The following is a 19,986-nucleotide window of genomic DNA, read 5'->3' as shown; positions in this document are numbered from 1 at the left end:
CGGCATCGCCCTTTCCCAAGGCGTGCCGACCAATGACAGCGGGCTGACCGCGCGTGACATCGTCGAGACTGGCGATCGCGAGGCTGACTTGGCCGTTCAGGCGGACAAGCTTGCCGTGCGCGAACTCATTGCCGAGATCGAACGGGAGCAGCTGGAAACCCTGCAACGCATCCTCGATGCCCAGACCAGCTTCGGCGGTCAGGGCCTGACCGCGATGATTTCAGGGCTGGAAAACGGAAGCGGCGATCCAGCCCGTTCCGTCGAAACGGTCTACGGCAATGCCGAGATCGACCCCAATCCCGGCGGCGCACAGATGTTCGGGGATGCCGCCGAAAACATTGAGCAACTCATCATCCGCGTCGCCCAGGAAACCAGCGGCTTTGCCGGCGTTGGCCGCGCGGGCCTCTCCCCGGTTCAATGGCGCGCACTCCTACAGGCGCTCATCTGGCAGGAAAGCCGGTTCACGATTGGCGCGCGCTCGCCCGTCGGGGCCTTCGGCCTCACCCAGATCATGCCCGGGACCGCCAGCGATCTCGGCATTAACCCGGAATACTACAACAGCCCCTATCTGCAGGTGCATGGCGGCGCGCGGTATCTGGCGGCCCAGCTCAACACATTCGATGGCAATGTCATCAACGCCCTCGCGGCCTACAACGCCGGACCCGGTCGCGTGTTCGAATATGGGGGCGTACCACCCTTCCGCGAGACCCAGCACTACGTCCAGGTCATCCCCGAACGCTACAATCTCTACCTGGGCCGCATCGGTGGGATCGAAGCGCTTGGGACGATCGACCCCGCGCTTCTGGCCAATGCAAACCTCTCGCTCACTGGGCACGGCGCGGCCTTCTATGGCAACAACTCACCCGCCGCGATCAGGCAAGCCGCCCTACGTATTGCGGATATCGTCGAACGGATTTCCGAGACCGAGGATGTGCAGGAGAGCGTTGCGCTCAACACTTATGCCCGCGCCGAACTCGTGCGCCTCGTCGCTGCACGCATCCGGCTTCAGGCCGCCCGCACCCGCGTGCTCTCCGCCGCAGAGCTGGCCCAGGCCAGCGCCCGCATGGCCGAAGGCGCGTTCATGGATTTTACGATCAGGGAGATTGAATGATGGGACATCTGCTCTTGAGGACGGCCTTGGCCACGACACTGGGGATCGGTCTGCATCTTGGCGCCCTATCCCCTGCCCTCGCGCAAGGCGTGCCCGTCGTCGACACCCAGAACATCGCGCAAAACATCCAGCAGCTCCGGCAGATGATCGAAGACGAGATCCTGCAAAACGAGCAGCTGACGCAGCTCCGCGAACAGCTCGGCCTTCTCACGGATCAACTCGCGGAGCTGCAAAGAACCTATGAAGCGCTCACCCGACTTGCCGAGCTTCCCGAAATCATCCGGACGGAAATGGAAGACGAGTTGAACGGTCTGCTCGACCAAGAGTTCGGGGACATCCTCGCCACGATTGAGGCGATCAAGACTGGGGATTTCTCTGGCCTGTCGGGCTCCAGCGCGGGCGAGATCGAAACCCAGATGGACCGGGTACTGGCCGATCTCGGATTTGACGATGACACCCTCTCGGAAATGGCCACCAGCGGCAATCCGGGCGCGAACCGCGTGGCGACGCAGGCCACCACCGGCGCCCTTGTCTCGGCGGCGGCCCAGAACAGCTATGAGGATGCCGGCCAATCGCTCGAGCGGGTCGACCGCCTTGTCGGACTCATCGACGACATGGACGAACTAAAGGAAAGCATCGATCTCAACACGCGCGTGACTGCGGAGCTCGCCATTGCGCTGGTCGCCATGTGGCAACTCGAAGCCATCCAGACCGTGGGCGATGGCACCGGCGGTGTGATCGATGCCGCCACCATCGCAGAGGAGCAGCGCTTCATGGACTTCACGCTGCCGGATCTGCGCGCAGACTGACTTGGGGTGTAACGCGTGGCGAGTGAACAGGAAATCATCGAAGAAGAGCTGGTCTATGGTGCCCTGCGCCGCGAACGGCTCTGGCAACGCCTTGGGCTCATCGGCCTCATCTTCGGCATTCTCGGATGCCTGAGCGCTGCCGCAGTCGCAATCCTCGATGTCGACCCGCCCCCCGTCGTTGTCCCCTATGATCCCGCCACCGGCTTTGCACTCCCCGAAGCCTCGGTGGGCGCCTCCTCGGTGACCGCCAACCAGGCGATCATCGAGGCGGAGGTGTTCCGCTATGTGACCGACCGGGAGGTCTACAACCAGCTCGACAACGATCTGCGCATCCGCAGCGTCCTGCGCCGCTCGGACGGAGCTGCCGAGAGCGGGCTGCGCCAGATCTGGAACAGCGCCAACGAGAATTACCCGCCGACGGTCTATGGCCCCAATGCTCGGCTCGACGTGGAAATCCTCAGCATCAACCGGATCGGAACCAACCGCGCGACGGTCCGCCTGCGCAAGCGCCTGACGTCCATTAACGGCACCCAGACCGGGCTCTTCACCGCCACGCTTCTCTTCGAGTTCCGCCCCGAAACCCGCCGGTCCATCGATGAAGTCTGGACCAACCCGTTTGGGTTCACCGTACTCGAATATTCCATTCGCTCCGACAGATTGGAGAACTAATGCGTTTCTGGAATTCAAATCAAAGAACCTTGTCGCCAATGTCCCGAGAGCGCGCAGCGCGGCAGGGTATTGGCGACGCTCCTTGTTCCGGAAACGCATGGTTGATCAATAGGTTCTTTGTTGCTGCCATATTTGTTTTGCTGCCCGGCCTTGCCTTTGCCGAAGCGATCCCGCGCGGTGGTCCAAATGACAGTCGTGTGCGGCTGGCCACCTACCAGGAAGGCCAGGTCTACCGCCTCAGCGTGTCGCTCACCCATGTGACCACCATCGAGTTCGGCGAGGGTGAAAGCATCCGCTCGATTATCGCGGGCGACACGGAAGGGTTTGAGATCGATGGCGTCCCCGGTGGTCAGGCATTTGCAATCAAACCCGTCGCGCGCGGCGTACATACCAATGTGACGGTCTACACGAACAGGCGCAGCTACTATTTCAACGTCGAGGAGGTCCGCAGCCCAACCTTCTACGTGGTGCAGTTCCGCTATCCGGAGGACGATGCGCGCCCGACCCGGGCCATCGCCGCCCAAGCACCAAACTACAATTACGGTGCCAGCGCGCGGACCGAGTTCACGCCAACCCGCATCTGGGATGACGGGACGTTCACGTATTTCGCCTTTCCAAGAAACGCACCTGTGCCAGCGATCTTCCGCTACGCGGGCGGCCGTGAACGCACGGTCAACACGCAAACTCCTGAAGACGGCGTGATCCGCGTCAGCGGCGTAAACCGCCAATGGGTCCTGCGACTTGGCGAAGAGGTGGTCTGCATCGAGGCGATCCCGCCCGCGGAGGCCGCCTCATGAGCGATACCGAGAACACCGAGCTGGAAAAGCGCCTCGCCGCCCTTGAGAAAGGCAGTGCCCGCGCCCCCACGGCGGCGCAGCGCCGGTCGCCCCTTCTCGCGCTGATCGTGGTCCTCGTCATCGGCGCGGGTGGTGCCCTGCTTTATCTTCTCTCACAGCCCGACGAAGAGGAAGCCTTGCCGACGGCCACCCCGGATGTCTTCCAAAACGAGGGGGACGGCTTTGGCGCCATCGAGACCTTGCCCCCGCCCGAGCCCGAGCCCGAGGTTGTGTTTGTCGGACCGGATCCAGTCGAGCCCAACGCGGAGCTTCTGGCGCAGATCACCGCGCTGCAGGCCCAGATCGAGGAGTTGCGCAACGCCCCTGAACCAGTTGTCGAGGAAGACACCGCTGCCGCAGATGCGATTGACGCGCTGACCGCGCAGATCGCGGCCCTGCAAGCCGCGTCGGAAACCGCGCAACAGCAGTTTCGCGATGAGCTCACGGCGCGCGACCGCGAACTGGAGCAACTCCGCATGGACCTTGAGCTCGCGCAGCTTGAGGCCAACCGGCCCCTTCCGGCACCCATCGGGCCCACCGAGGACGAGTTACGCGCGCGGGAAGAAGAGCGGCTCCGGCGCGAGGAAGAAGCAAGACGGCTCGCGGAACTTGAACGCCGCGCCGCGGGGGAACGCGCCTTCCAGGAGCGGCGCATCGCCTCGCCGACCATCGCTTTTGGCGGTGCCTCCGGAGCGAATGAAACAGCTCTGACCGAACGCACTTTTGGCGAGGTGACGGATTTCGTGCTGAACGGGGCGCTGCCCTCTACCGTGACGCAGGCCGAGGTGATCGCCAATCCCTCCAACACGATTCTACAGGGCACCATGATCCAGGCCGTCATGGAAACTGCCCTTGACAGCTCCCTGCCCGGCCAGACCCGTGCCGTGGTGTCCGAGGATGTCTACAGCGTCGATGGCGCGCGCCTCTTGATCCCCCGCGGATCCCGTCTCATCGGGCGCTACCGCGCTGGCGTCGATATCGCGCAGCGCCGGGTCACCATCGCCTGGGACCGGATCATCCTGCCCGCGGGCCAGACCGTCCAGATCAGCTCCTTCGGAGGTGATGAACTGGGCCGTTCTGGCGTCACCGGTTTCGTGGACACACGCTTCGCCGAGCGTTTCGGGTCGGCCGCCCTGATCTCGCTGATCTCAGCAGCACCCAGTGCTGCCGCCTCCGAAGTCCAGGATGAGACTGCCGCCGACGCTCTCGAAGACGTTGGCGATGATCTGGCAGATGCCACGGACAGCGTCATAGGCGATTACCTCTCCATCGGCCCCGTCATCTATGTCGACCAGGGCGCCCGCGTCACGGTCATGGTCGACCGCGATCTGGAGATATTCTGAGCCCATGTCGCTGAGCTATCTCGAAACCTCGCTCGACCGGATCGACGCCGCCGCTCGCGACGATGTCATCGAGATCTGCATCAACCCTGATGGCACCTGCTGGGGCGAATTCCAGGGCGATCACTTCATGCGCGCGCTGGACCAGAGGCTGACCGGCGTTCAGGTCAGGGATCTCGGCAACCAGATCGCCTCCTCGGCCAACACGACGATGAGCAAGGATCGCCCCATCGTCTCAGTCTCGATCACCTACAAGGGCCGCCCGATCCGGGCACAGGTCATCACCCCGCCCGCCGTGCTCTCGGCCATGTCGATTAGCTTGCGGTTCTTCTCGAGCCTGCCGCTTGAGGACATCGCGCTCGATTTTCTCTACGGCAAGGAACGCAAGCTCGAAGACCTGCGCGTCGAAAAGAAGCGCGCCTTGCGCGCCGTGGTGGCCGCCGGATTGATCGATGATGCGCTTGCCTTCTGCGTCGAGAACAAACTCAACATGATCGTCTCGGGTGGCACCTCCACCGGCAAGACCGTGGCCGCGCGCAAGATCCTATCTCACGTGCCATCCGAGGAACGCATCGTGACCATCGAAGAAGCCGCCGAGCTGCTGCCGACCCAGCCAAATGCAGTGACCCTCATCGCCAATCGCGACGCGGAATTCCAGACCGCCGATGTGCTTCTCACCGCCACGCTGCGCATGCGTCCCGACCGGATCATCCTGGGCGAAGTGCGCGGCAAGGAGGCCATGACCTTTCTGGAAGCCATCAACACCGGCCACGGCGGGTCCATGACCACGCTGCATGCCGAAACCCCGCAATTGGCCGTGCAGCGGCTTGCGATCGCAGCACTGAAGACCGAGATCCCGATGACCTATGCCGACATGATCCAATACATCGAGAATTCGATCGATGTGATCATCCAGGCAGGCCGGCATGACGGCAAACGCGGCATCACGGAATTCTACCTCCCCGGCATGAAACAGATTGGAGAAGCTGCATGAAGACCTTTGAATATGAAATCCTCTCCTTCCCGATGGACCGTAAGAACCGTCTGATCGAAATGCAGGCGGCATTGAATGCGAAGGGCAAGATCGGCTGGGAGGTGGTCTCAATCAGTTCGTCTGAGTTTGCCAATATCGGGCACACGGCTTTTCTGAAGCGTGAAACCTCCGACGGTGCCGATTTTGGAGACAACCGATGAAACGTGGTGCAGCGCATTTCTTGTTACTGTCAGTCGGTTTGGGCTTGATGGCATCGCCCCTAATGGCGGAGCGCAATCTCATCCCCAGTCTTGAGAGCATTCCAGATGTCTGCCCCGAACGCCCGAGCGAACCTGACTGGATGCAGAACATCGCCCTTCGAGACGCCTACCAGCGTGTCTTGGTCCAGGACATCTACCGGGAACAGAACATGGAGCGGATCGTTGAGACCGGATCCTGCGACTACGGTCTTCGCTTCCCAGCATGGGATAACGCCGAAGTCACCTTCCAAGAAAACCACGCCAATGCGAACCGTTCAGAAATGCTGCAAGCGTCAGACAGTTACAACCGCCGCGCAAGTGATCTTCGACCAGAAGCTCAAGCGATCTGCGAAGCAGTGGGAAAGTGGTAGGGGAACTCTGAAATGAGCGTTGTCACCTACTTCGTTGAAACCTCCCAAGGCTATCTCAACACCGCCGCCGAGACACAGTTCGGGTCTGTTGCTGCCACGGTGGGAACGCTTCTCGTTCTTGGAACAACGCTGGTGGTGATCCTCGTTTTCCTGAACATGATCTATCAGTACAAAGCGATGGACGGGCGAACGGCGTTCTGGCTTGTGGTCAAGATTGGTCTCATCGGGATATTTGCAACCAATTGGCTGCAGTTCAACGCACTCTCGTCCGCAATCCTCGCGGGGATCGACAGTATTGCGGGCGCGCTGGTCGCCTCCGTCGGTGGTGGCGTTCCAGGTCCATCGGGGACATTTGCAGAAGAATTTGACCGGCTCATCGCCGAGCTTGGAGAATACCTTAACGCGGCCGGGTCTGAGCTCAACTGGATGGCCGGCGCGATGCTCGACATTGTTGGCGTGTTGATGTTGTCGGTCTTGGGAGGGCTCGCTGCATTTATCTTGGTCGCGTCGCGTTTGATGATCGCGCTGCTCATTGGCATCGCACCCGTGATGATCTTCCTCACCCTTTTCGAAGTGACCAAGGATTACTTCGCGCGCTGGCTGTCGGCACTGGTCTCCTTTGCGCTCTACCCAATCGTCGTGGCAGGCGTATTCGCAACAATCACAGGTGTATCATCCGCCCTCATTGGTGAACTCGGCGACCCGGAAGGGGCCTCAAATATAGGCGCGCTCATCCCCTTCTTGATGATGGTCCTCATGGCCAAGGGCTTCATCATCGCAACACCCTTCATCGTTCGCGCAATCTCAGGGAACATTATGATGCCAGCGCTGTCTGGGGGCTTGGCAGGAAGCTACAGCTTTGCGCGCGCTGCGATGGGCAATCAGCAGGCTTACAATCGGTATCTTGTTGGTGGTGCCAGTGGAGCCGAATATGCAGCACTCAGAGCACGGCAGTTCTTTGGGGCCCAACAAATGCCGCAACGGCCGGGAATGGCAAATGTGACACCTGCAGGGGGCAGTCCATCCACCGGAACCGGATCGCAAATGATGGCGCAGCTGGCTCGTTTGGGAAGGTTGGGGAGGCGTTGATGAGGTTTTTTTCTGCGACGCCGTTGAACAATGAATGAGCGAGGGTCCCATAAGCATTCGCCAGTAAAAACGGTACCATTGGAGCTGGTCCAAGCAGTCCTGCGCTCAGCAATCAATGGAAGATCTGTCGGGCTTGAAGAGGCAATACGGACCCTGGATTGCGATGCCCATCATGCTGACCTCATCTTGCGCCAGATGGCCGAGGCTGGGTACTTGGAGCCTGCCGACATCTTTGACGGTTTGTTTTATTGGCAGCTAACGCCGAATGGGACTCGCCTCGCACTGGAACTCAAGCGAAAGCGTATCGGGCGCGATAAGGTTCAGACCATCATTTCTGAACTTCTCGCCCGGGCCAAGGTCATCAACGGCGATTCCGATCGCCTGCAGCGCATCACCTTGAAGCTATTCGGCAGCGCGCTTGAGGAGCGAGACGACTACGGTGACGTCGATGTTTCTATCGCGTATCTACGACGCCAGCTGAGCGATATCGAACGTGAGCGCATCGAAAACGCACTGAAAGCCCGCCAAAGCAATTCAGATCGGCAAACCTTTCAAGGACGGCTCATGGGCGCGGAACGTCAGGATACGCGCGAAATCATGGCGTTCCTAAAAAAGGGTCTGCCACATCTTTCGCTCATGAATGATGATCCTATGGACCTTGGCGCACCGTACCGTTGGCTGGTCGACCACGACGTGAAAACAGACAGGCCAGTGGATGTTCCTGACGATATCGTTCGACCCAATGGGCCTTCGATCCTCGACCAACACCCGAGGAAACCGTTACCGCCCATCACACTGCTTGAAGCACGACACAGAGCCATTTCTGCGAATACCAAAGTTGCGATTGATGACATGCACATAGGTTTGGAGGACGCAGCCGCGCTCGAAGAGCAAATGTGGTCTCCAAAGGTCACACGCGAAGGCGATTTCGTTGCTAACGACATCAGAAGTGAGAAGCGGGTCAAATTCGCCGGGTTTCAGCACTTATGTCCGATCTGGAAGAAAGACCTAGGCGGCGTAGCGATGTTGAAGGAAGCCCTCGACTGGTGCGATGAACATAAGGTTTGGGTCAGAGACCTATTTCCGAGAGTTTCAATCCAACGGTCCGACCGGACACATATCATACGCCTCGGGTGGGGCCATGACCTGATCAATTTCAATATCGGCGGTAGATCGACAACTGGGAGCCTGCTTCCCATAAATCGAGCACGCGTTTCCAAAATTGACTTGGCCGGCGCTTATGCGGTCGGAAGGGCACTTTCGAAGATGTATGACGAAAGTAGGTCCGCGAAAATGCCATGGTTTAGCGCTGATATTTTGCTTCCGGTAGTCGAGGTAGACAGGCTTCCAGATTTCCCTCGACTTCATAAAGCAGATGCGTTTAGGGAAGGCGCATTTCGAGGTCTGCGGGAGGTCACCTTCTTCTGAGCAAGGATCACGCGCCCCAACCCGAACGAACTTGTTTCAATAGAAAAGCACGCCTAGCCGCACCTTAGAAAGGTAAACACGGCCCAAACCCGACATTGACCCAGCCTTGCAACGCCGCGCCGCAGCTTCCCCGAAGCGGACATTGGCAATGGAGCGCAGCATTTCGGCGGGGCCGATGACGGCAATGCGGACCTAGCCGACCTTGCGTAATTTTGAATCGACGGCCGGTTTCGGTGCATCGCGACACCCGCCGATGAAGTCGGTTTGAGATTGATCCGGTGTATGCATCGCGTCAAACTAGCAAGAGCAGCCGTTCGAGCAAATTTTAGCGAAATTCACCTTCAGATGATTGAGTTGCAGGACAGAGTTGCGGTTTGCGAAGCAAAAACTTACGGCTGCATTACTCGCGTAGCCCGTCGCCAAAACCATCCTTCATCAGAGCGTCCAGCATTGGACAGGCTGCGGTTCCATCGTCGCAATTCTTGGAAAGGCTCAAGAGCGCTTCTCTGAGGCGAGTGAGGTTCTCTATCTTCGCGTTTATTTCACCCAAATGGTCCTCAGCCATGGTCTTCGCTTCACCACAGGATCGGCCCTTTTGTGCAGTGAGCGATAGAAAAGTCTGTATGATTGAGATCGGAAAGCCCAAATCGCGACAGCGGCGCACGAACCTGAGTTTGGCAATCTCAGCGGACGAGTACAGCCGACGTCCACCTGCTGATCGCCCCGGCTTCGGAACAATCCCCTCTCGTTCATAGTAGCGGATCGTTTCGATGTTCACGCCGCTTTGTTCCGACGCTTTGCCGATGGTGAACATTTTGCTTGCTCCTGTAGTCACTACAGGAAGTAGAAAAGCAAAATGGATTTGAATGCAAATCAACAACCGGTGGCGAACTCTGGCGTTGCTTCCAGGCTTGTGATGCCCTTCGCAGCACTTCTGGCGCTGTTTTCGGCGTCGTGCTGTGTTTTGCCTATCGGCCTTTCGATACTGGGCCTAGGTGGTTCATGGCTCACCATGCTTGGGCCATTCGTCGCTTACCGGGACTTCATTCTTGTCGGAGTCGCGATTGCCCTCGTTTGGGCATGGTATCGGGTGCTTCGGCGCAGGCCATGTGCAACGCGCAGGCGGTCCACAATCGTCTGGACTACAGTCGCGTCCATCGCCTTTCTGGTCGCGCTATCTTCGCCCATGTGGGAAGCATCCGCACAGCGTTTTATGTGGGATTTGTGGAGATCGACACAATGAAGAACAAACTATTGGCCCTAGGAGTGGGTGGCACGATCTTGGCCGCGCTCTGTTGCTTCACACCGTTACTGCCGGTCGTACTGACAGCGCTTGGCCTGACGGGCTTACTTGGCGTTGTTTACAACGATGCCGTTTTGCTGCCGATATTGGCAGGATTTCTAATTCTGACGGGGTACGCGCTATGGCGACAGAAGAAACAAAAGTAGTGCTGCAATCTACTCTCACCTGTCCAAATTGCGGACACGTCGAAACTGAGACTATGCCGACAGATGCTTGCCAATGGTTCTATGAATGCAAGTCATGTCAGTCAGTCTTGAAACCGCTCGAGGGGGATTGCTGCGTCTATTGTTCTTACGCAACTGTTCCATGTCCGCCGATTCAAGAAGGTAAGTCCTGCTGCGCCTAGGGGCGATTCAGGCCTCGCGCAGCTGAAGGGTCAACGAACCTTCGAAAAGCCTCTTAGCGAGGCGGCTCAGATAAAACGACGGGTTGACGCCATATACTCTTCAAAATCAGACCCGTATTGCTTCTTGAGCCACGGTTCTTCCGCGAATGGCGCAGCTACCAAAACCAAGATCGAAGCCGTTCCAATAATGAGCGTTGATGGTGCTGCAGAAAGTATCATCCATCCACCAACAATCGCGATATCGGCCAAGTACTGAGGATTGCGAGAGTAACGATACATGCCAGCGGTCCTCAGCGTACCTTTCGCGCCGCCCGTTTGCGGAACCCCGAAATGAGCGACTTCAGACCAGACGACAACATTGCCGAACACAATGAGCGGTATCCCGACCCCGAAACGCAGCCAGGTGGGAAACGCCAGATCACCCCAGCCCAAGATGCCAAGCATGATCAGAATGCCAAACAACGAAAACGTTGGCACCCAGACCAGAATTGGTGTGATCGACGTGTAGCGCTTGGGCGGCCAGATACGACGCTCGGGGAAAGCGATTGACCAAAGGATCGAAGCAAGTGTCAGCGCAGCAATTCCCAGACCTAAGTAAATCAAGATGACTTCTATCATTATCTGGTCTCCTCATGCCCATAGAGCTGCGCTCCATCGTGTGCATTCCCCAGATCCTCCAATTCGAGAGTGGAGTGCCGGATGCCGAACTCTTCGGCGAGGCGCGCTTTCACTGCCGCTTTGATCCCTTCGCCGAATGCGCCATCAGCGGTCACGACATGGCAATCTAGCGCCGCCTCATTCTCTTGCATCTGCCACAGATGAACATGGTGGACATCATGCACACCATCGACGTCGCTGATTGCAGCAACAACGGCATCATTGTCGATGTTGGGTGGGCTTCCGAGCATCAGGATACGAATAGGGCCACCGATTTCGGTAACTGCAAGGTAGAGGATGTAGAGCGCGATGCCGATCGTGATCGCCGGATCGACCCACCACATGTTATAGAGCAGGATGAGCGAGCCGCCGATAATTACGGCAACAGAAGCCAGTGCGTCAGACAGGTTATGCAGGAAGAGCGCCCGAATGTTGACGCTGCCCTTTTGCATCGAATAGGTCAGCAGCGCTGTCAACGTGTCCACGACCAGCGCCACCGAACCAAGGATCACTACTGTCCAACCGGCCACTTCGGTCGGTTCGATCAAACGCATTCCGCCTTCGTAGATGAGATAGAAGCCAACGAGGATGAGGGTGGTGTAGTTGATCAAGGCAGCCACAACTTCGATCCGGCCATAGCCGAATGTCATGCGCTCGTCCGCAGGGCGTCTTGCGATTTTCCGAGCTGCAAAAGCGATCACCAAGGATGCCATGTCCGAGAAATTGTGGAGCGCATCTGCAATAAGCGCGAGGCTGCCCGACAAGATCCCGCCGACGATCTGCGCGACCGTCAGAAGCGCGTTGGCCCAGATCGCGATAGAGACACGGCGGTCGCCAGAAGCGGGATCAATATGCGCGTGACCGTGATCATGAGGCATGACGGGACTCCTCGTGCTTATGATTGGGCAACGCCAAGCCAGGTATTTGCGGCACGTTACCGGACCTGATCCGCCGCACGCGGGTATTCATCCAATGGCGTATGATATGGCGATACAATATGCCCTTTACGAAGCTAAACGACTGCTGATGAGCGGCGTAGAACTCGTCGGGTGCGTCGAAAGTGCCAAAGTCCTGAGCGATGCCTGTCTCCTGGATGTAGGTATCGCCCCCTGTCCATTCTACCGGCGGAGCCTGCAGACAATCGGTTCCCGCCCCATAACCGCAGAGGCTGGGTGAATCGGTAAATGCGGATTGGAGCGCCAATAGAAACTCTGCATCCAGAATGAACCCTTCGAGGTTCGCCCAACCCATCTCGGTCTCCACCTCAACCCATGAGTGGACGATCTCATTGGGGGCAAGAGGATAAACGAGCTCTGGTACAACGCCCCGTTGCAGTTCTTTGTGGATCGTGAACCCGTGAAGGCGACACCGCACACCTACCGCGCGCAACAAGGCCATAAGTAACGTGCCCTTGGTATTGCACTGACCAAAACCGTCATCGAGGACGTCGGCCGCCGGGATATCGTCTGCGCGGTTGTACCCAAAGGCAATTTCATTGCGGACAAAATCGTAGACGGCGCCGATCCGATCATGTTGGGAAAGGGCTTTCCACCCTCGGTCCTCGATCAGTTGTGTAATCGACGGGTGGTTGAAGTTTAGGATTGGGGTTGCTGCCAACAGCCGATCACCAGCGCTCATTTTTATCTCCTCGAATCGCCTTTGAGATAGATGTAATTGCTACAGTGACTTTAGGTTCAAGTGTTCTCTTCGTTTTAGTAGCTTGAGAGCCGTGGAAACGGTTAAGCCCCTATTTCATTGTGATCGGTCAGGCACTCAGAATGATCGCGCAAAACCTCGAGAACCTTGCAGTCCGCTGTATTGCCTCCGCTGCATTCGTGGATCATGCGCTTTAATTCTGTGCGCAGCGCTTTCAGCCGATCCATTTTTAGTTCTACCTGCTTGAGTTGCCGCCGGGCGATGGAATCCGCCTCATGGCAAGAGCGGTCGGGATTATCACTGAGATCGAGAAGCTCGCGGATCGCTTCAAGGGGAAACCCCAACTGGCGTGCGTGCCGGATAAAGGACAAGCGGTCAACTTCCGCATCCCCGTAGCGCCGCTGCCCGCCTTCGGTGCGACCTGGTTCGGGCATCAGGCCGATCTGTTCGTAATACCGGACAGTCTGAACTTTTGTTCCGGTCTTCTTTCCCAAACTTCCAATTGTCAGCATGTGACCTCCATATCTATAGCGTTGGTAGCTATAGCTATTGGCATCCGCAAGCCAGCACCCTAATCACAGATCCGTGACACGCCGCCGCAATGCCGAAAAACAACTTGAACCTCTAGCAACTAGAACATTTAGACCGCTTTAAAAATGGGCGGAATCGGGCGCAATACAACCAATGAAATTTTCTACGTTACAAAAAATGCTTTGGGGACTTACCGCGATCGTGGTTGTTGGGTCCATTTTTTTGCAGTTTTCTATCAGAGAAGAACAGCGCGCTGATGCGCCCGCGTTCCAAGCTGACTTCGAACTGACCGATCACCGAGGCATAGTGCAGACGGACGAAGACTTCGCAGGGCGCTGGTTGCTCGTCTTCTTCGGCTTTGCGAATTGCCCCGATGTGTGCCCCACGACCTTGGCAGAGGTTGCCGCTGTCATGGATGCGCTCGGCTCCGATGCCGCCAAAGTCCAGCCGCTCTTTATCTCGATTGACCCCGAACGTGATACGCCCGAAAAACTGGCAGAGTTCGTTCCGGCTTTCGAGGCAGATATAGTAGGCCTCACCGGCACGGCCGATCAGATCAAGCGAACATCGGAAACCTTCCGCGTGTACTTTGAGAAGATCGAGGAAGCCGCTTCGCCCAATGGATACACGATGGGACATTCCTCCCAGCTGTTCCTATTTGATCCCCAAGGCGGATATGTCGGGGCTTGGACATATGGCACATCAGCTGAAGAGATTGTTTCCGATCTAAGGGCGAGGATGTAGATATGAGCCGAGTGATGGCAAAAGATTCGGCTCTTGCCGCCGCCTGGATCGTGGCTTTGGGGAGTTCCTTAGCAGTGCTCTATATTGGTGAGGTTCTGGGTCAGGCACCTTGCAATCTGTGCTGGTTTCAGCGCGCTTTCATGTTCCCCTTAGTAATCGTTCTTGGCCTCGGTCTCTGGTGGGAGGATCATCGGGTCGGCCGCTACGGCGTTGCGCTCGCCATTGGCGGGGCCGCCATCGCGCTTTGGCATCTTGGACTTTACACAGGCATCCTTCCGGAACCCATCAAACCCTGCACCGAGACTGGCCCGTCTTGTACCGGCGATAACCAGTTATTCCTTGGCGTCCCAATTCCGCTCTTGGCGCTCATAGCCTTCGCTCTGATCGCACTCTTTTCGTTAATCTCCCTGAAGGAGCCCCGCACGTGAAAAGTAAATCAATCGTTCTAGTCGCATTAGCTGCAGGTCTCGCAATATTTGCGGCCGCTGCCTGGAATCAATCCCGCACTGCACCAGTTGCCGTGGTCGAACCGCTTCAATCCGAGCAAACAGAGGCGCTGATGCGTCCCTATTCTCCCATCATGGGACCCGAGGACGCCCCCGTCACAATCGTGGAATTTTTCGATCCCGCCTGCGAAGCCTGCCGTGCTTTCTATCCGATCATAAAGGACATCATGGCTGAGCACGGCGATCAGGTTCGCGTCGTTCTTCGATACACCCCGTTTCATGGCCCGGCGTCAGAAGAGGCGATCAGGGTAATGGAAGCGGCACGCATGCAGGGTGTCTTTATCCCGGTCAAAGAAGCGATCCTAGAACAACAGCCACGCTGGGCGTCGCACGGTGAACCTGCGCCGGGTTTGCTCCTTAGTATTGCGGAACAGGCTGGCCTTGACGTTGAAGCGGCCCAAGACCAAATGAGGGCGCCGCAAACTGTTGCAATCCTTAATCAGGACCGCGCAGACGTTGAAACGATGGAGATCCGTGGCACCCCCACTTTCTTTGTAAACGGCAAACCTCTTGATCCCTTCGGCGCCGACGAGTTGCGCGCCCTCGTTGCTGCGGAAGTCGCTGCGCATGAATCCTGAACAATTGGCTATTAGGAACAAACCCATGAAATCAACTGCCTACATCGCCATCGCATTCAGCCTCTTAATTGGGTTGCCCGCCTCTGCTGTGGCGGATTCCGGCGACATTGTAGTCGAAGACGCATGGGCCCGCGCTTCTATCGGCACCAACCGCCCAGGCGCAGCTTACATGATCCTGCGCAACACGGGTTCTGACCCGGTGACATTGGTCGGGCTGGAAACCCCATTGGCCATGATGCCGGACATCCACGAAACCACGACTGATTTAAATGGTGTCAGTTCCATGGGCCCTGTCGGTGAAATCACCATTCTTCCGGGCGAAAGTGTTTCGCTGGAACCGGGCGGCATGCATGCCATGTTGATGCGCTTGCAAACCAAGATGGTCGAAGGGGAGACCTTTCCGCTGACACTGAACTTTGCTGATGGCGGGACGCTGAACGTTGATGTGCCTATTCTTGGCATTGCCGCCCGCGGGCCGGAGGGCTGATGAACCGGCGCACGCTCCTTACTTTTGGCGCAGCCGTGAGCGGCGTTGTTGCGCTAACGCTGTTCATCGGCTGGTGGCAGGTTGATGGGCCGGGTGCGCCTGAGCCGGTGGCTCAGCGACCTTTGCCGCTTACCCAAATGGAATTCCAGATGACCAACCAGGACGGGGCAACCGTTGGACCTGCGTCACTTATCGGTAATCCATCAATGGTGTTTTTCGGCTTCACATATTGCCCTGATGTGTGCCCCACCACATTGTCGGACATCTCTGGTTGGCTCGACGATCTTGGCGATGAGGTTGCGGACCTGAATGTCGTATTCATCACGGTAGACCCAGAACGCGATACCGTGGACGCCATGGCCGACTATATCAGCTATTTTCACCCTGCCATCCAAGGCTGGAGCGGAACGCTGGATACGACGGCACGGGCAGCGGCGGGCTTCCGCGCACGATATGAAAAAGTCGCCACGGAGGGCGGCGACTATGCAATGAACCATACGGCAAGCGTCTTTCTCTTTGATGCTGAGGGGCAGTTTTCCGGCACGATAGATTACCATGAACAACGGGAATTCGCGGTGCCAAAAATCCGCCGCGTCCTGACAATGGAAGAAGAAACATCATGAAGTTGAGGTATCCTGCCTTTGGTGTCTTAGGCGCTACTTTAGTCCTAACGCTAATCTTGGCATCCCAGACCAACTGGGGAACGTCCCGGGCACCCGATGCAATTGCTGTGGCGTCGAATTGGCAGCCCGTTCCCTTGCGACAGCCATCTATGTCGCTGCAAACGGAGGCACCCTCCTGGAGCACGATTGCGGCAGCTGACAAAGTCATTTGGTCCTCAGAACCGCCGGAGCCCCTAGCTTACGACAGAGCATTTTTGGAAACGGCCTCGCCAGTGGTATCCTGGTCGGGCACCTTGTCCTCGGGTGAAACCTTAGATGCATTGCTGTCTGCGGCGGGCCTTTCTGCTGGTGATCGCGCCGAAGTAGCTCTGGCCATGGCGGCAGAATATGACCTGCGCAAGCTTAGACCCGGATATGGCATCGAGATTGAAACTTCCGTTTCCGGATCGCTGAGACGAGCCGTATTGTCTGTTGACGAAGGCGTCCAAATCGAAGCGGTTTTCACAGATGAGACCGCCACTCGGAGAATACTGCCTGAGCCTGATTTGGTGCTGCGGGCGGCAGATACGACGGTGCAAAACTCGATTTCGGCAACTCTTGCATCGGCAGATGTTCCCGCTCGGTTTGCCGTAGACTTGGCTGAGATGTTGGGGGGGACTGTAGACTTCCGGCGTGATTTGAAAGGCGACGAACCGTTGCAATTGATGTGGCGTGAAGCCAGGCTCAGCGACCAAATTATCGGACAACCTCACCTGTCCTTCGCTGCGCTGACCATCGACGAAACCCGTTATGAGATCGTGTGGCCGGACGACAACTCTGGAAACGCGACAATTTTTGTCGATGGAGAAGTGTTGCGCGTGTTCGCGCAGCCTGTGAAGGGAGCGCGGTTGAGTTCGGTGTATGGCAACCGCAGACATCCGGTGTATGGAGATGTGCGCATGCATACAGGGGTCGATTTTGCAGCTCCGCATGGGACGCCCGTTTATGCCACCGCACCTGGAACTATCTCCTTTGTTGGCCGACGCGGCGGCTATGGACGCGTGGTCGAGATCGCGCATGGCTCGGACACTATGACCCGCTATGCCCATCTGAGTTTCGTGCCCGACGGTCTTTCGGTCGGAGATAGGGTTACAGCGGGTGAGGCTATCGGTCGCGTTGGCGCGACAGGAACTGCGACGGGTCCAAATCTGCATTATGAAGTGCGGGTGGATGGCCGACCCACAGATCCAATGTCGGAAGAACGGCTTGCCGAAGCGGCAAACGCAGAAGGAACCAATCCAGACATTGTAGCACGTCTTCATGAGAGCCGGGCCCAGTTTACTGGATTACTTGATTCGGATGTCGCTCAAACGATGTCGGAAAGGCTTTAGATAATGAAAAAACTCTCACTCTCCGCCTTGCTCACGCTCGCATTGGCTGGGCAATCGATTGCCCAAACGACCCCAATTGAAGTCGTTAAGACGAATGGTTGCGGTTGCTGCCTAGCGTGGATGAAACACCTCGAAGAAAACGGCTTCGAACCCACAGGTGAAGATATGTTTGCGGGCCTTTTTGTACGCTTCAAACTCGATAATGGCGTTCCGCAAAGAATGGTGTCCTGTCACACGGGTCTGGTAGAGGGCTACGTGATCGAGGGCCACGTGCCAGCAGATGATATTCGCAGGTTACTCAGCGAAAGGCCGGACGCAATAGGCCTCGCGGTGCCGGACATGCCACTTGGCTCACCTGGTATGGATCAGAGCCGCTGGCGTGAGGCCTACGACGTGTTTCTCATCAACAACGACGGGTCGACAGAAGTCTTCTCAAGCTATTCTGGCGATTGAAGCCATTTGAAACGAAAGATCTGAATTTGGACACTCTCTCCCCTATTATGCTCGGATTTCTGGGTAGTCTTGCCGCAGGCTCAATGACGGCCATTGGCGCAATACCCGTGCTTTTTGGTCGCGTGCCGTCTCGCGCTACCCGAGACCTGTCACTTGGTTTCGCGGCGGGCGTGATGCTTGCTGCATCCTTCTTTTCGCTGATTATTCCTGCTCTTGATGCGGCTGAATTGCGATATGTGAACGAGGCAGCACCGGCCGCAATTGTGTGTATTGCGATCCTTCTTGGGATGGGTGCCGTGGCACTCATGAACGAGAAACTACCGCATGAGCATTTCAGCACAGGTCGCGAAGGGCCTGAGGCAGCATCGCTCCGCAGGGTGTGGTTGTTCATCATCGCCATCACGATCCACAACTTTCCCGAAGGGCTGGCGGTGGGCGTCGGCTTTGGCGCAGACGGTGTGTCAGGCGGTATGCCGCTTGCCATCGGGATCGGGCTGCAGAATGCGCCCGAAGGTCTGGCCGTCGCGGTGTCACTGCTCGGCGAAGGGTATTCGAAAGTCCGGGCTTGGGGGATCGCCGCATTAACTGGCATGGTTGAACCCATTGGCGGACTTTTGGGTGCGGGGATCATCACGATCTCGGAACCGCTTCTCCCTTGGGGTTTGGCGTTTGCGGCAGGCGCGATGCTCTACGTTATCAGTCACGAGATCATTCCTGAAACCCACCGAAGCGGTCATCAGAACAAGGCCACGCTCGGCCTTGCGATCGGCTTGGTCATCATGCTGTTTTTGGACGTCTGGCTCGGGTAAAAAACGATGAAGATATTCATCCTTCCCGGCCTGACTACAGTGTTGATCGCTCTTTTCGTGGATCAAGTCACGAAGTTCTTTGTCATGGACAACGCATCCTCGTTTGCCACCGGCATTCAAATCTTACCCATTTTCGACCTTGTGTATGTTCAAAATGATGGGGTTAGCTTCGGGATGTTCGGGGGCATGCCTTGGTGGGGACTGTCGGCATTGGCGCTCGTGATATGCACTGTTCTCGGCGTGATGCTTTTTCGCAGCGACAATCACATCGAAGCTGTCGCGCTTGGTGCTATCATTGGCGGCGCACTCGGTAACGTCGTAGATCGCTTCCGATTTCAAGCCGTTACCGACTTTCTGAGCTTCCACATCGCTGGCCTGTATTGGCCGGCCTTCAACCTTGCCGATGTATTTGTCGTGTGTGGCGTGGGGGTACTTTTGTTGTATCCGCTGCGGAGGGCACGTTTTCAGGCATAAATGTCGATGGGCGTTCCATCGCGCACCATGGCATAAATCTCTTCAATCTGCCGATCGGTGACCGCAATACATCCTGCGGTCCAGTCCTGCTTATTTGTCGGATCAATGCCCCGCCTCGGGCCACCGTGGATAAAGATATCACCCCCTGGAGACCGGCTCTGAGCAGCCGCGAAAGCACGGTCTTCGGCATTGGGGTAAGAAATGCCTATTGAGAGATGAAACAGGCTCTCGGGATTTCGGCGATCGATGGTGTAGGTTCCTTCGGGCGTGCGTCCGTCGCCCTCGAATTGCTTGTGTCCTTCGGGGGCAAAACCAAGCCCGACCGGGAAAGTGCGCAACACACCCTGCGCGCCATCGAGAACGAGCAGTCGTTGAGATTTGTAGAGGCGCAGGCGTGTCACATCAGGGCCAGTGTACGACCTGAATTTGTTGGCGCATCCGGCCAAGAATGTAGCCACCGCACCAGATAGGAAAAGCCGTCTCGGTAATCTTGTTATCATCACTGCCCTATGCCTCTTCTTTGGAGGTTCGTTGTGCCTATCGGATACAGCGTTGCCTTTCAC

27 protein-coding genes are annotated in these 19,986 nt (G+C 57.4%); 21 read left to right on the top strand and 6 right to left on the bottom strand.

What is annotated here, in order from left to right; all coding sequences use genetic code 11:
• The first annotated feature begins 22 nt into the window (after positions 1-22).
• The 10 genes from TM5383_RS16340 (at position 23) to TM5383_RS16295 (ending at position 8,886) form a co-directional block, all read left to right on the top strand.
• Positions 23-1,111 carry a lytic transglycosylase domain-containing protein gene (locus TM5383_RS16340; RefSeq protein ID WP_058320115.1) on the top strand — a complete coding sequence of 363 codons (1,089 nt, stop codon included), beginning with the start codon at positions 23-25 and terminating at the stop codon, positions 1,109-1,111.
• Complete coding sequence (locus tag TM5383_RS16335) at positions 1,111-1,920, top strand: type IV secretion system protein (protein WP_058320114.1); 810 nt, start codon at positions 1,111-1,113, stop codon at positions 1,918-1,920. Before TM5383_RS16340 ends, TM5383_RS16335 begins: the two co-directional genes overlap by 1 nt.
• Before the next feature lie 15 nt (positions 1,921-1,935).
• The gene (locus TM5383_RS16330) at positions 1,936-2,589 is read left to right on the top strand and encodes a VirB8 family type IV secretion system protein (protein ID WP_058320091.1); all 654 of its coding nucleotides are present in this window, start codon (positions 1,936-1,938) and stop codon (positions 2,587-2,589) included.
• A gap of 101 nt (positions 2,590-2,690) precedes the next feature.
• On the top strand, positions 2,691-3,386 hold the full coding sequence (locus TM5383_RS16325) for a TrbG/VirB9 family P-type conjugative transfer protein (RefSeq protein WP_058320090.1): 696 nt from the start codon (positions 2,691-2,693) through the stop codon (positions 3,384-3,386).
• Complete coding sequence (locus tag TM5383_RS16320) at positions 3,383-4,768, top strand: TraB/TrbI/VirB10 family type IV secretion system protein (protein ID WP_058320089.1); 1,386 nt, start codon at positions 3,383-3,385, stop codon at positions 4,766-4,768. Before TM5383_RS16325 ends, TM5383_RS16320 begins: the two co-directional genes overlap by 4 nt.
• Before the next feature lie 4 nt (positions 4,769-4,772).
• Positions 4,773-5,759 (top strand): ATPase, T2SS/T4P/T4SS family, encoded by a 987-nt coding sequence (locus TM5383_RS16315; RefSeq protein ID WP_058320088.1) that lies wholly within the window; start codon positions 4,773-4,775, stop codon positions 5,757-5,759.
• Positions 5,756-5,959, top strand: a complete 204-nt coding sequence (locus tag TM5383_RS16310) for a hypothetical protein (protein ID WP_058320087.1) — start codon at positions 5,756-5,758, stop codon at positions 5,957-5,959. The genes TM5383_RS16315 and TM5383_RS16310 overlap by 4 nt, the downstream gene beginning before the upstream one ends.
• The gene (locus TM5383_RS16305) at positions 5,956-6,369 is read left to right on the top strand and encodes a hypothetical protein (protein WP_058320086.1); all 414 of its coding nucleotides are present in this window, start codon (positions 5,956-5,958) and stop codon (positions 6,367-6,369) included. The genes TM5383_RS16310 and TM5383_RS16305 overlap by 4 nt, the downstream gene beginning before the upstream one ends.
• A gap of 12 nt (positions 6,370-6,381) precedes the next feature.
• On the top strand, positions 6,382-7,458 hold the full coding sequence (locus TM5383_RS16300) for a TrbL/VirB6 family protein (protein WP_058320085.1): 1,077 nt from the start codon (positions 6,382-6,384) through the stop codon (positions 7,456-7,458).
• A gap of 78 nt (positions 7,459-7,536) precedes the next feature.
• Positions 7,537-8,886 (top strand): hypothetical protein, encoded by a 1,350-nt coding sequence (locus TM5383_RS16295; RefSeq protein WP_143570311.1) that lies wholly within the window; start codon positions 7,537-7,539, stop codon positions 8,884-8,886.
• A 400-nt stretch (positions 8,887-9,286) separates the two neighbouring features.
• Here TM5383_RS16295 and TM5383_RS16290 read toward each other — a convergent pair whose 3' ends face one another.
• The gene (locus TM5383_RS16290) at positions 9,287-9,700 is read right to left on the bottom strand and encodes a MerR family transcriptional regulator (protein WP_025054180.1); all 414 of its coding nucleotides are present in this window, start codon (positions 9,698-9,700) and stop codon (positions 9,287-9,289) included.
• Between the two features lie 266 nt (positions 9,701-9,966).
• Between TM5383_RS16290 and merF the strand changes: the two genes are divergently transcribed.
• Positions 9,967-10,335 carry a mercury resistance system transport protein MerF gene (gene merF, locus TM5383_RS17130; protein WP_306345465.1) on the top strand — a complete coding sequence of 123 codons (369 nt, stop codon included), beginning with the start codon at positions 9,967-9,969 and terminating at the stop codon, positions 10,333-10,335.
• Positions 10,311-10,535, top strand: a complete 225-nt coding sequence (locus TM5383_RS17050; RefSeq protein ID WP_076400265.1) for a GDCCVxC domain-containing (seleno)protein — start codon at positions 10,311-10,313, stop codon at positions 10,533-10,535. Before merF ends, TM5383_RS17050 begins: the two co-directional genes overlap by 25 nt.
• 66 nt (positions 10,536-10,601) lie before the next feature.
• Here the strand turns inward: TM5383_RS17050 and TM5383_RS16280 are convergent, their stop codons facing one another.
• The 4 genes from TM5383_RS16280 to TM5383_RS16265 all read right to left on the bottom strand — a co-directional run bounded on the left by TM5383_RS16280 (position 10,602) and on the right by TM5383_RS16265 (position 13,360).
• Entirely contained in the window at positions 10,602-11,153 is a 552-nt protein-coding gene (locus TM5383_RS16280; protein WP_025054181.1) for a methyltransferase family protein, read from the bottom strand.
• The gene (locus TM5383_RS16275) at positions 11,153-12,070 is read right to left on the bottom strand and encodes a cation diffusion facilitator family transporter (protein ID WP_025054182.1); all 918 of its coding nucleotides are present in this window, start codon (positions 12,068-12,070) and stop codon (positions 11,153-11,155) included. The genes TM5383_RS16280 and TM5383_RS16275 overlap by 1 nt, the downstream gene beginning before the upstream one ends.
• Positions 12,060-12,830, bottom strand: coding sequence for a transglutaminase-like domain-containing protein (locus tag TM5383_RS16270; RefSeq protein ID WP_058243065.1), 771 nt, complete (start codon positions 12,828-12,830; stop codon positions 12,060-12,062). The genes TM5383_RS16275 and TM5383_RS16270 overlap by 11 nt, the downstream gene beginning before the upstream one ends.
• A 101-nt stretch (positions 12,831-12,931) precedes the next feature.
• Positions 12,932-13,360 carry a MerR family transcriptional regulator gene (locus tag TM5383_RS16265; protein ID WP_025054184.1) on the bottom strand — a complete coding sequence of 143 codons (429 nt, stop codon included), beginning with the start codon at positions 13,358-13,360 and terminating at the stop codon, positions 12,932-12,934.
• Between the two features lie 172 nt (positions 13,361-13,532).
• Between TM5383_RS16265 and TM5383_RS16260 the strand changes: the two genes are divergently transcribed.
• The 9 genes from TM5383_RS16260 (at position 13,533) to lspA (ending at position 19,423) form a co-directional block, all read left to right on the top strand.
• Complete coding sequence (locus TM5383_RS16260) at positions 13,533-14,123, top strand: SCO family protein (protein WP_037969025.1); 591 nt, start codon at positions 13,533-13,535, stop codon at positions 14,121-14,123.
• A 2-nt stretch (positions 14,124-14,125) separates the two neighbouring features.
• Entirely contained in the window at positions 14,126-14,551 is a 426-nt protein-coding gene (locus TM5383_RS16255; RefSeq protein WP_025054186.1) for a disulfide bond formation protein B, read from the top strand.
• Positions 14,548-15,207, top strand: coding sequence for a DsbA family protein (locus TM5383_RS16250; protein ID WP_025054187.1), 660 nt, complete (start codon positions 14,548-14,550; stop codon positions 15,205-15,207). Before TM5383_RS16255 ends, TM5383_RS16250 begins: the two co-directional genes overlap by 4 nt.
• Before the next feature lie 25 nt (positions 15,208-15,232).
• Entirely contained in the window at positions 15,233-15,694 is a 462-nt protein-coding gene (locus TM5383_RS16245) for a copper chaperone PCu(A)C (RefSeq protein WP_025054188.1), read from the top strand.
• Positions 15,694-16,317, top strand: coding sequence for an SCO family protein (locus TM5383_RS16240; RefSeq protein WP_025054189.1), 624 nt, complete (start codon positions 15,694-15,696; stop codon positions 16,315-16,317). Before TM5383_RS16245 ends, TM5383_RS16240 begins: the two co-directional genes overlap by 1 nt.
• A gap of 254 nt (positions 16,318-16,571) precedes the next feature.
• The gene (locus tag TM5383_RS16235) at positions 16,572-17,687 is read left to right on the top strand and encodes a M23 family metallopeptidase (protein WP_231725199.1); all 1,116 of its coding nucleotides are present in this window, start codon (positions 16,572-16,574) and stop codon (positions 17,685-17,687) included.
• A 3-nt stretch (positions 17,688-17,690) separates the two neighbouring features.
• Positions 17,691-18,140, top strand: a complete 450-nt coding sequence (locus tag TM5383_RS16230) for a DUF411 domain-containing protein (protein ID WP_025054191.1) — start codon at positions 17,691-17,693, stop codon at positions 18,138-18,140.
• A 26-nt stretch (positions 18,141-18,166) separates the two neighbouring features.
• On the top strand, positions 18,167-18,949 hold the full coding sequence (locus TM5383_RS16225) for a ZIP family metal transporter (protein ID WP_025054192.1): 783 nt from the start codon (positions 18,167-18,169) through the stop codon (positions 18,947-18,949).
• Between the two features lie 6 nt (positions 18,950-18,955).
• The gene (gene lspA / locus TM5383_RS16220; RefSeq protein WP_025054193.1) at positions 18,956-19,423 is read left to right on the top strand and encodes a signal peptidase II; all 468 of its coding nucleotides are present in this window, start codon (positions 18,956-18,958) and stop codon (positions 19,421-19,423) included.
• Here the strand turns inward: lspA and TM5383_RS16215 are convergent.
• Positions 19,414-19,923, bottom strand: a complete 510-nt coding sequence (locus tag TM5383_RS16215; RefSeq protein ID WP_037969026.1) for a L,D-transpeptidase family protein — start codon at positions 19,921-19,923, stop codon at positions 19,414-19,416. The genes lspA and TM5383_RS16215 overlap by 10 nt on opposite strands.
• Positions 19,924-19,986: the final 63 nt, after the last annotated feature.

The sequence above is a fragment of the Thalassovita mediterranea genome (assembly GCF_001458435.1).
GTDB classification, from domain to species: domain Bacteria; phylum Pseudomonadota; class Alphaproteobacteria; order Rhodobacterales; family Rhodobacteraceae; genus Thalassobius; species Thalassobius mediterraneus.
Note: the sequence above shows the minus strand (reverse complement) of the source record. Positions and strands in the feature narration are given on the sequence as shown.

Coding starts and splice junctions, on each gene's coding strand:
- TM5383_RS16335 (WP_058320114.1), top strand. CDS start 1,111: ATGGGACATCTGCTCTTGAGGACGGCCTTGGCCACGACACTGGGGATC.
- TM5383_RS16320 (WP_058320089.1), top strand. CDS start 3,383: ATGAGCGATACCGAGAACACCGAGCTGGAAAAGCGCCTCGCCGCCCTT.
- TM5383_RS16315 (WP_058320088.1), top strand. CDS start 4,773: ATGTCGCTGAGCTATCTCGAAACCTCGCTCGACCGGATCGACGCCGCC.
- TM5383_RS16310 (WP_058320087.1), top strand. CDS start 5,756: ATGAAGACCTTTGAATATGAAATCCTCTCCTTCCCGATGGACCGTAAG.
- TM5383_RS16305 (WP_058320086.1), top strand. CDS start 5,956: ATGAAACGTGGTGCAGCGCATTTCTTGTTACTGTCAGTCGGTTTGGGC.
- TM5383_RS16300 (WP_058320085.1), top strand. CDS start 6,382: ATGAGCGTTGTCACCTACTTCGTTGAAACCTCCCAAGGCTATCTCAAC.
- TM5383_RS16290 (WP_025054180.1), bottom strand. CDS start 9,700: ATGTTCACCATCGGCAAAGCGTCGGAACAAAGCGGCGTGAACATCGAA.
- merF (WP_306345465.1), top strand. CDS start 9,967: ATGGTATCGGGTGCTTCGGCGCAGGCCATGTGCAACGCGCAGGCGGTC.
- TM5383_RS17050 (WP_076400265.1), top strand. CDS start 10,311: ATGGCGACAGAAGAAACAAAAGTAGTGCTGCAATCTACTCTCACCTGT.
- TM5383_RS16280 (WP_025054181.1), bottom strand. CDS start 11,153: ATGATAGAAGTCATCTTGATTTACTTAGGTCTGGGAATTGCTGCGCTG.
- TM5383_RS16275 (WP_025054182.1), bottom strand. CDS start 12,070: ATGCCTCATGATCACGGTCACGCGCATATTGATCCCGCTTCTGGCGAC.
- TM5383_RS16270 (WP_058243065.1), bottom strand. CDS start 12,830: ATGAGCGCTGGTGATCGGCTGTTGGCAGCAACCCCAATCCTAAACTTC.
- TM5383_RS16265 (WP_025054184.1), bottom strand. CDS start 13,360: ATGCTGACAATTGGAAGTTTGGGAAAGAAGACCGGAACAAAAGTTCAG.
- TM5383_RS16260 (WP_037969025.1), top strand. CDS start 13,533: ATGAAATTTTCTACGTTACAAAAAATGCTTTGGGGACTTACCGCGATC.
- TM5383_RS16255 (WP_025054186.1), top strand. CDS start 14,126: ATGAGCCGAGTGATGGCAAAAGATTCGGCTCTTGCCGCCGCCTGGATC.
- TM5383_RS16245 (WP_025054188.1), top strand. CDS start 15,233: ATGAAATCAACTGCCTACATCGCCATCGCATTCAGCCTCTTAATTGGG.
- TM5383_RS16240 (WP_025054189.1), top strand. CDS start 15,694: ATGAACCGGCGCACGCTCCTTACTTTTGGCGCAGCCGTGAGCGGCGTT.
- TM5383_RS16230 (WP_025054191.1), top strand. CDS start 17,691: ATGAAAAAACTCTCACTCTCCGCCTTGCTCACGCTCGCATTGGCTGGG.
- lspA (WP_025054193.1), top strand. CDS start 18,956: ATGAAGATATTCATCCTTCCCGGCCTGACTACAGTGTTGATCGCTCTT.
- TM5383_RS16215 (WP_037969026.1), bottom strand. CDS start 19,923: ATGATAACAAGATTACCGAGACGGCTTTTCCTATCTGGTGCGGTGGCT.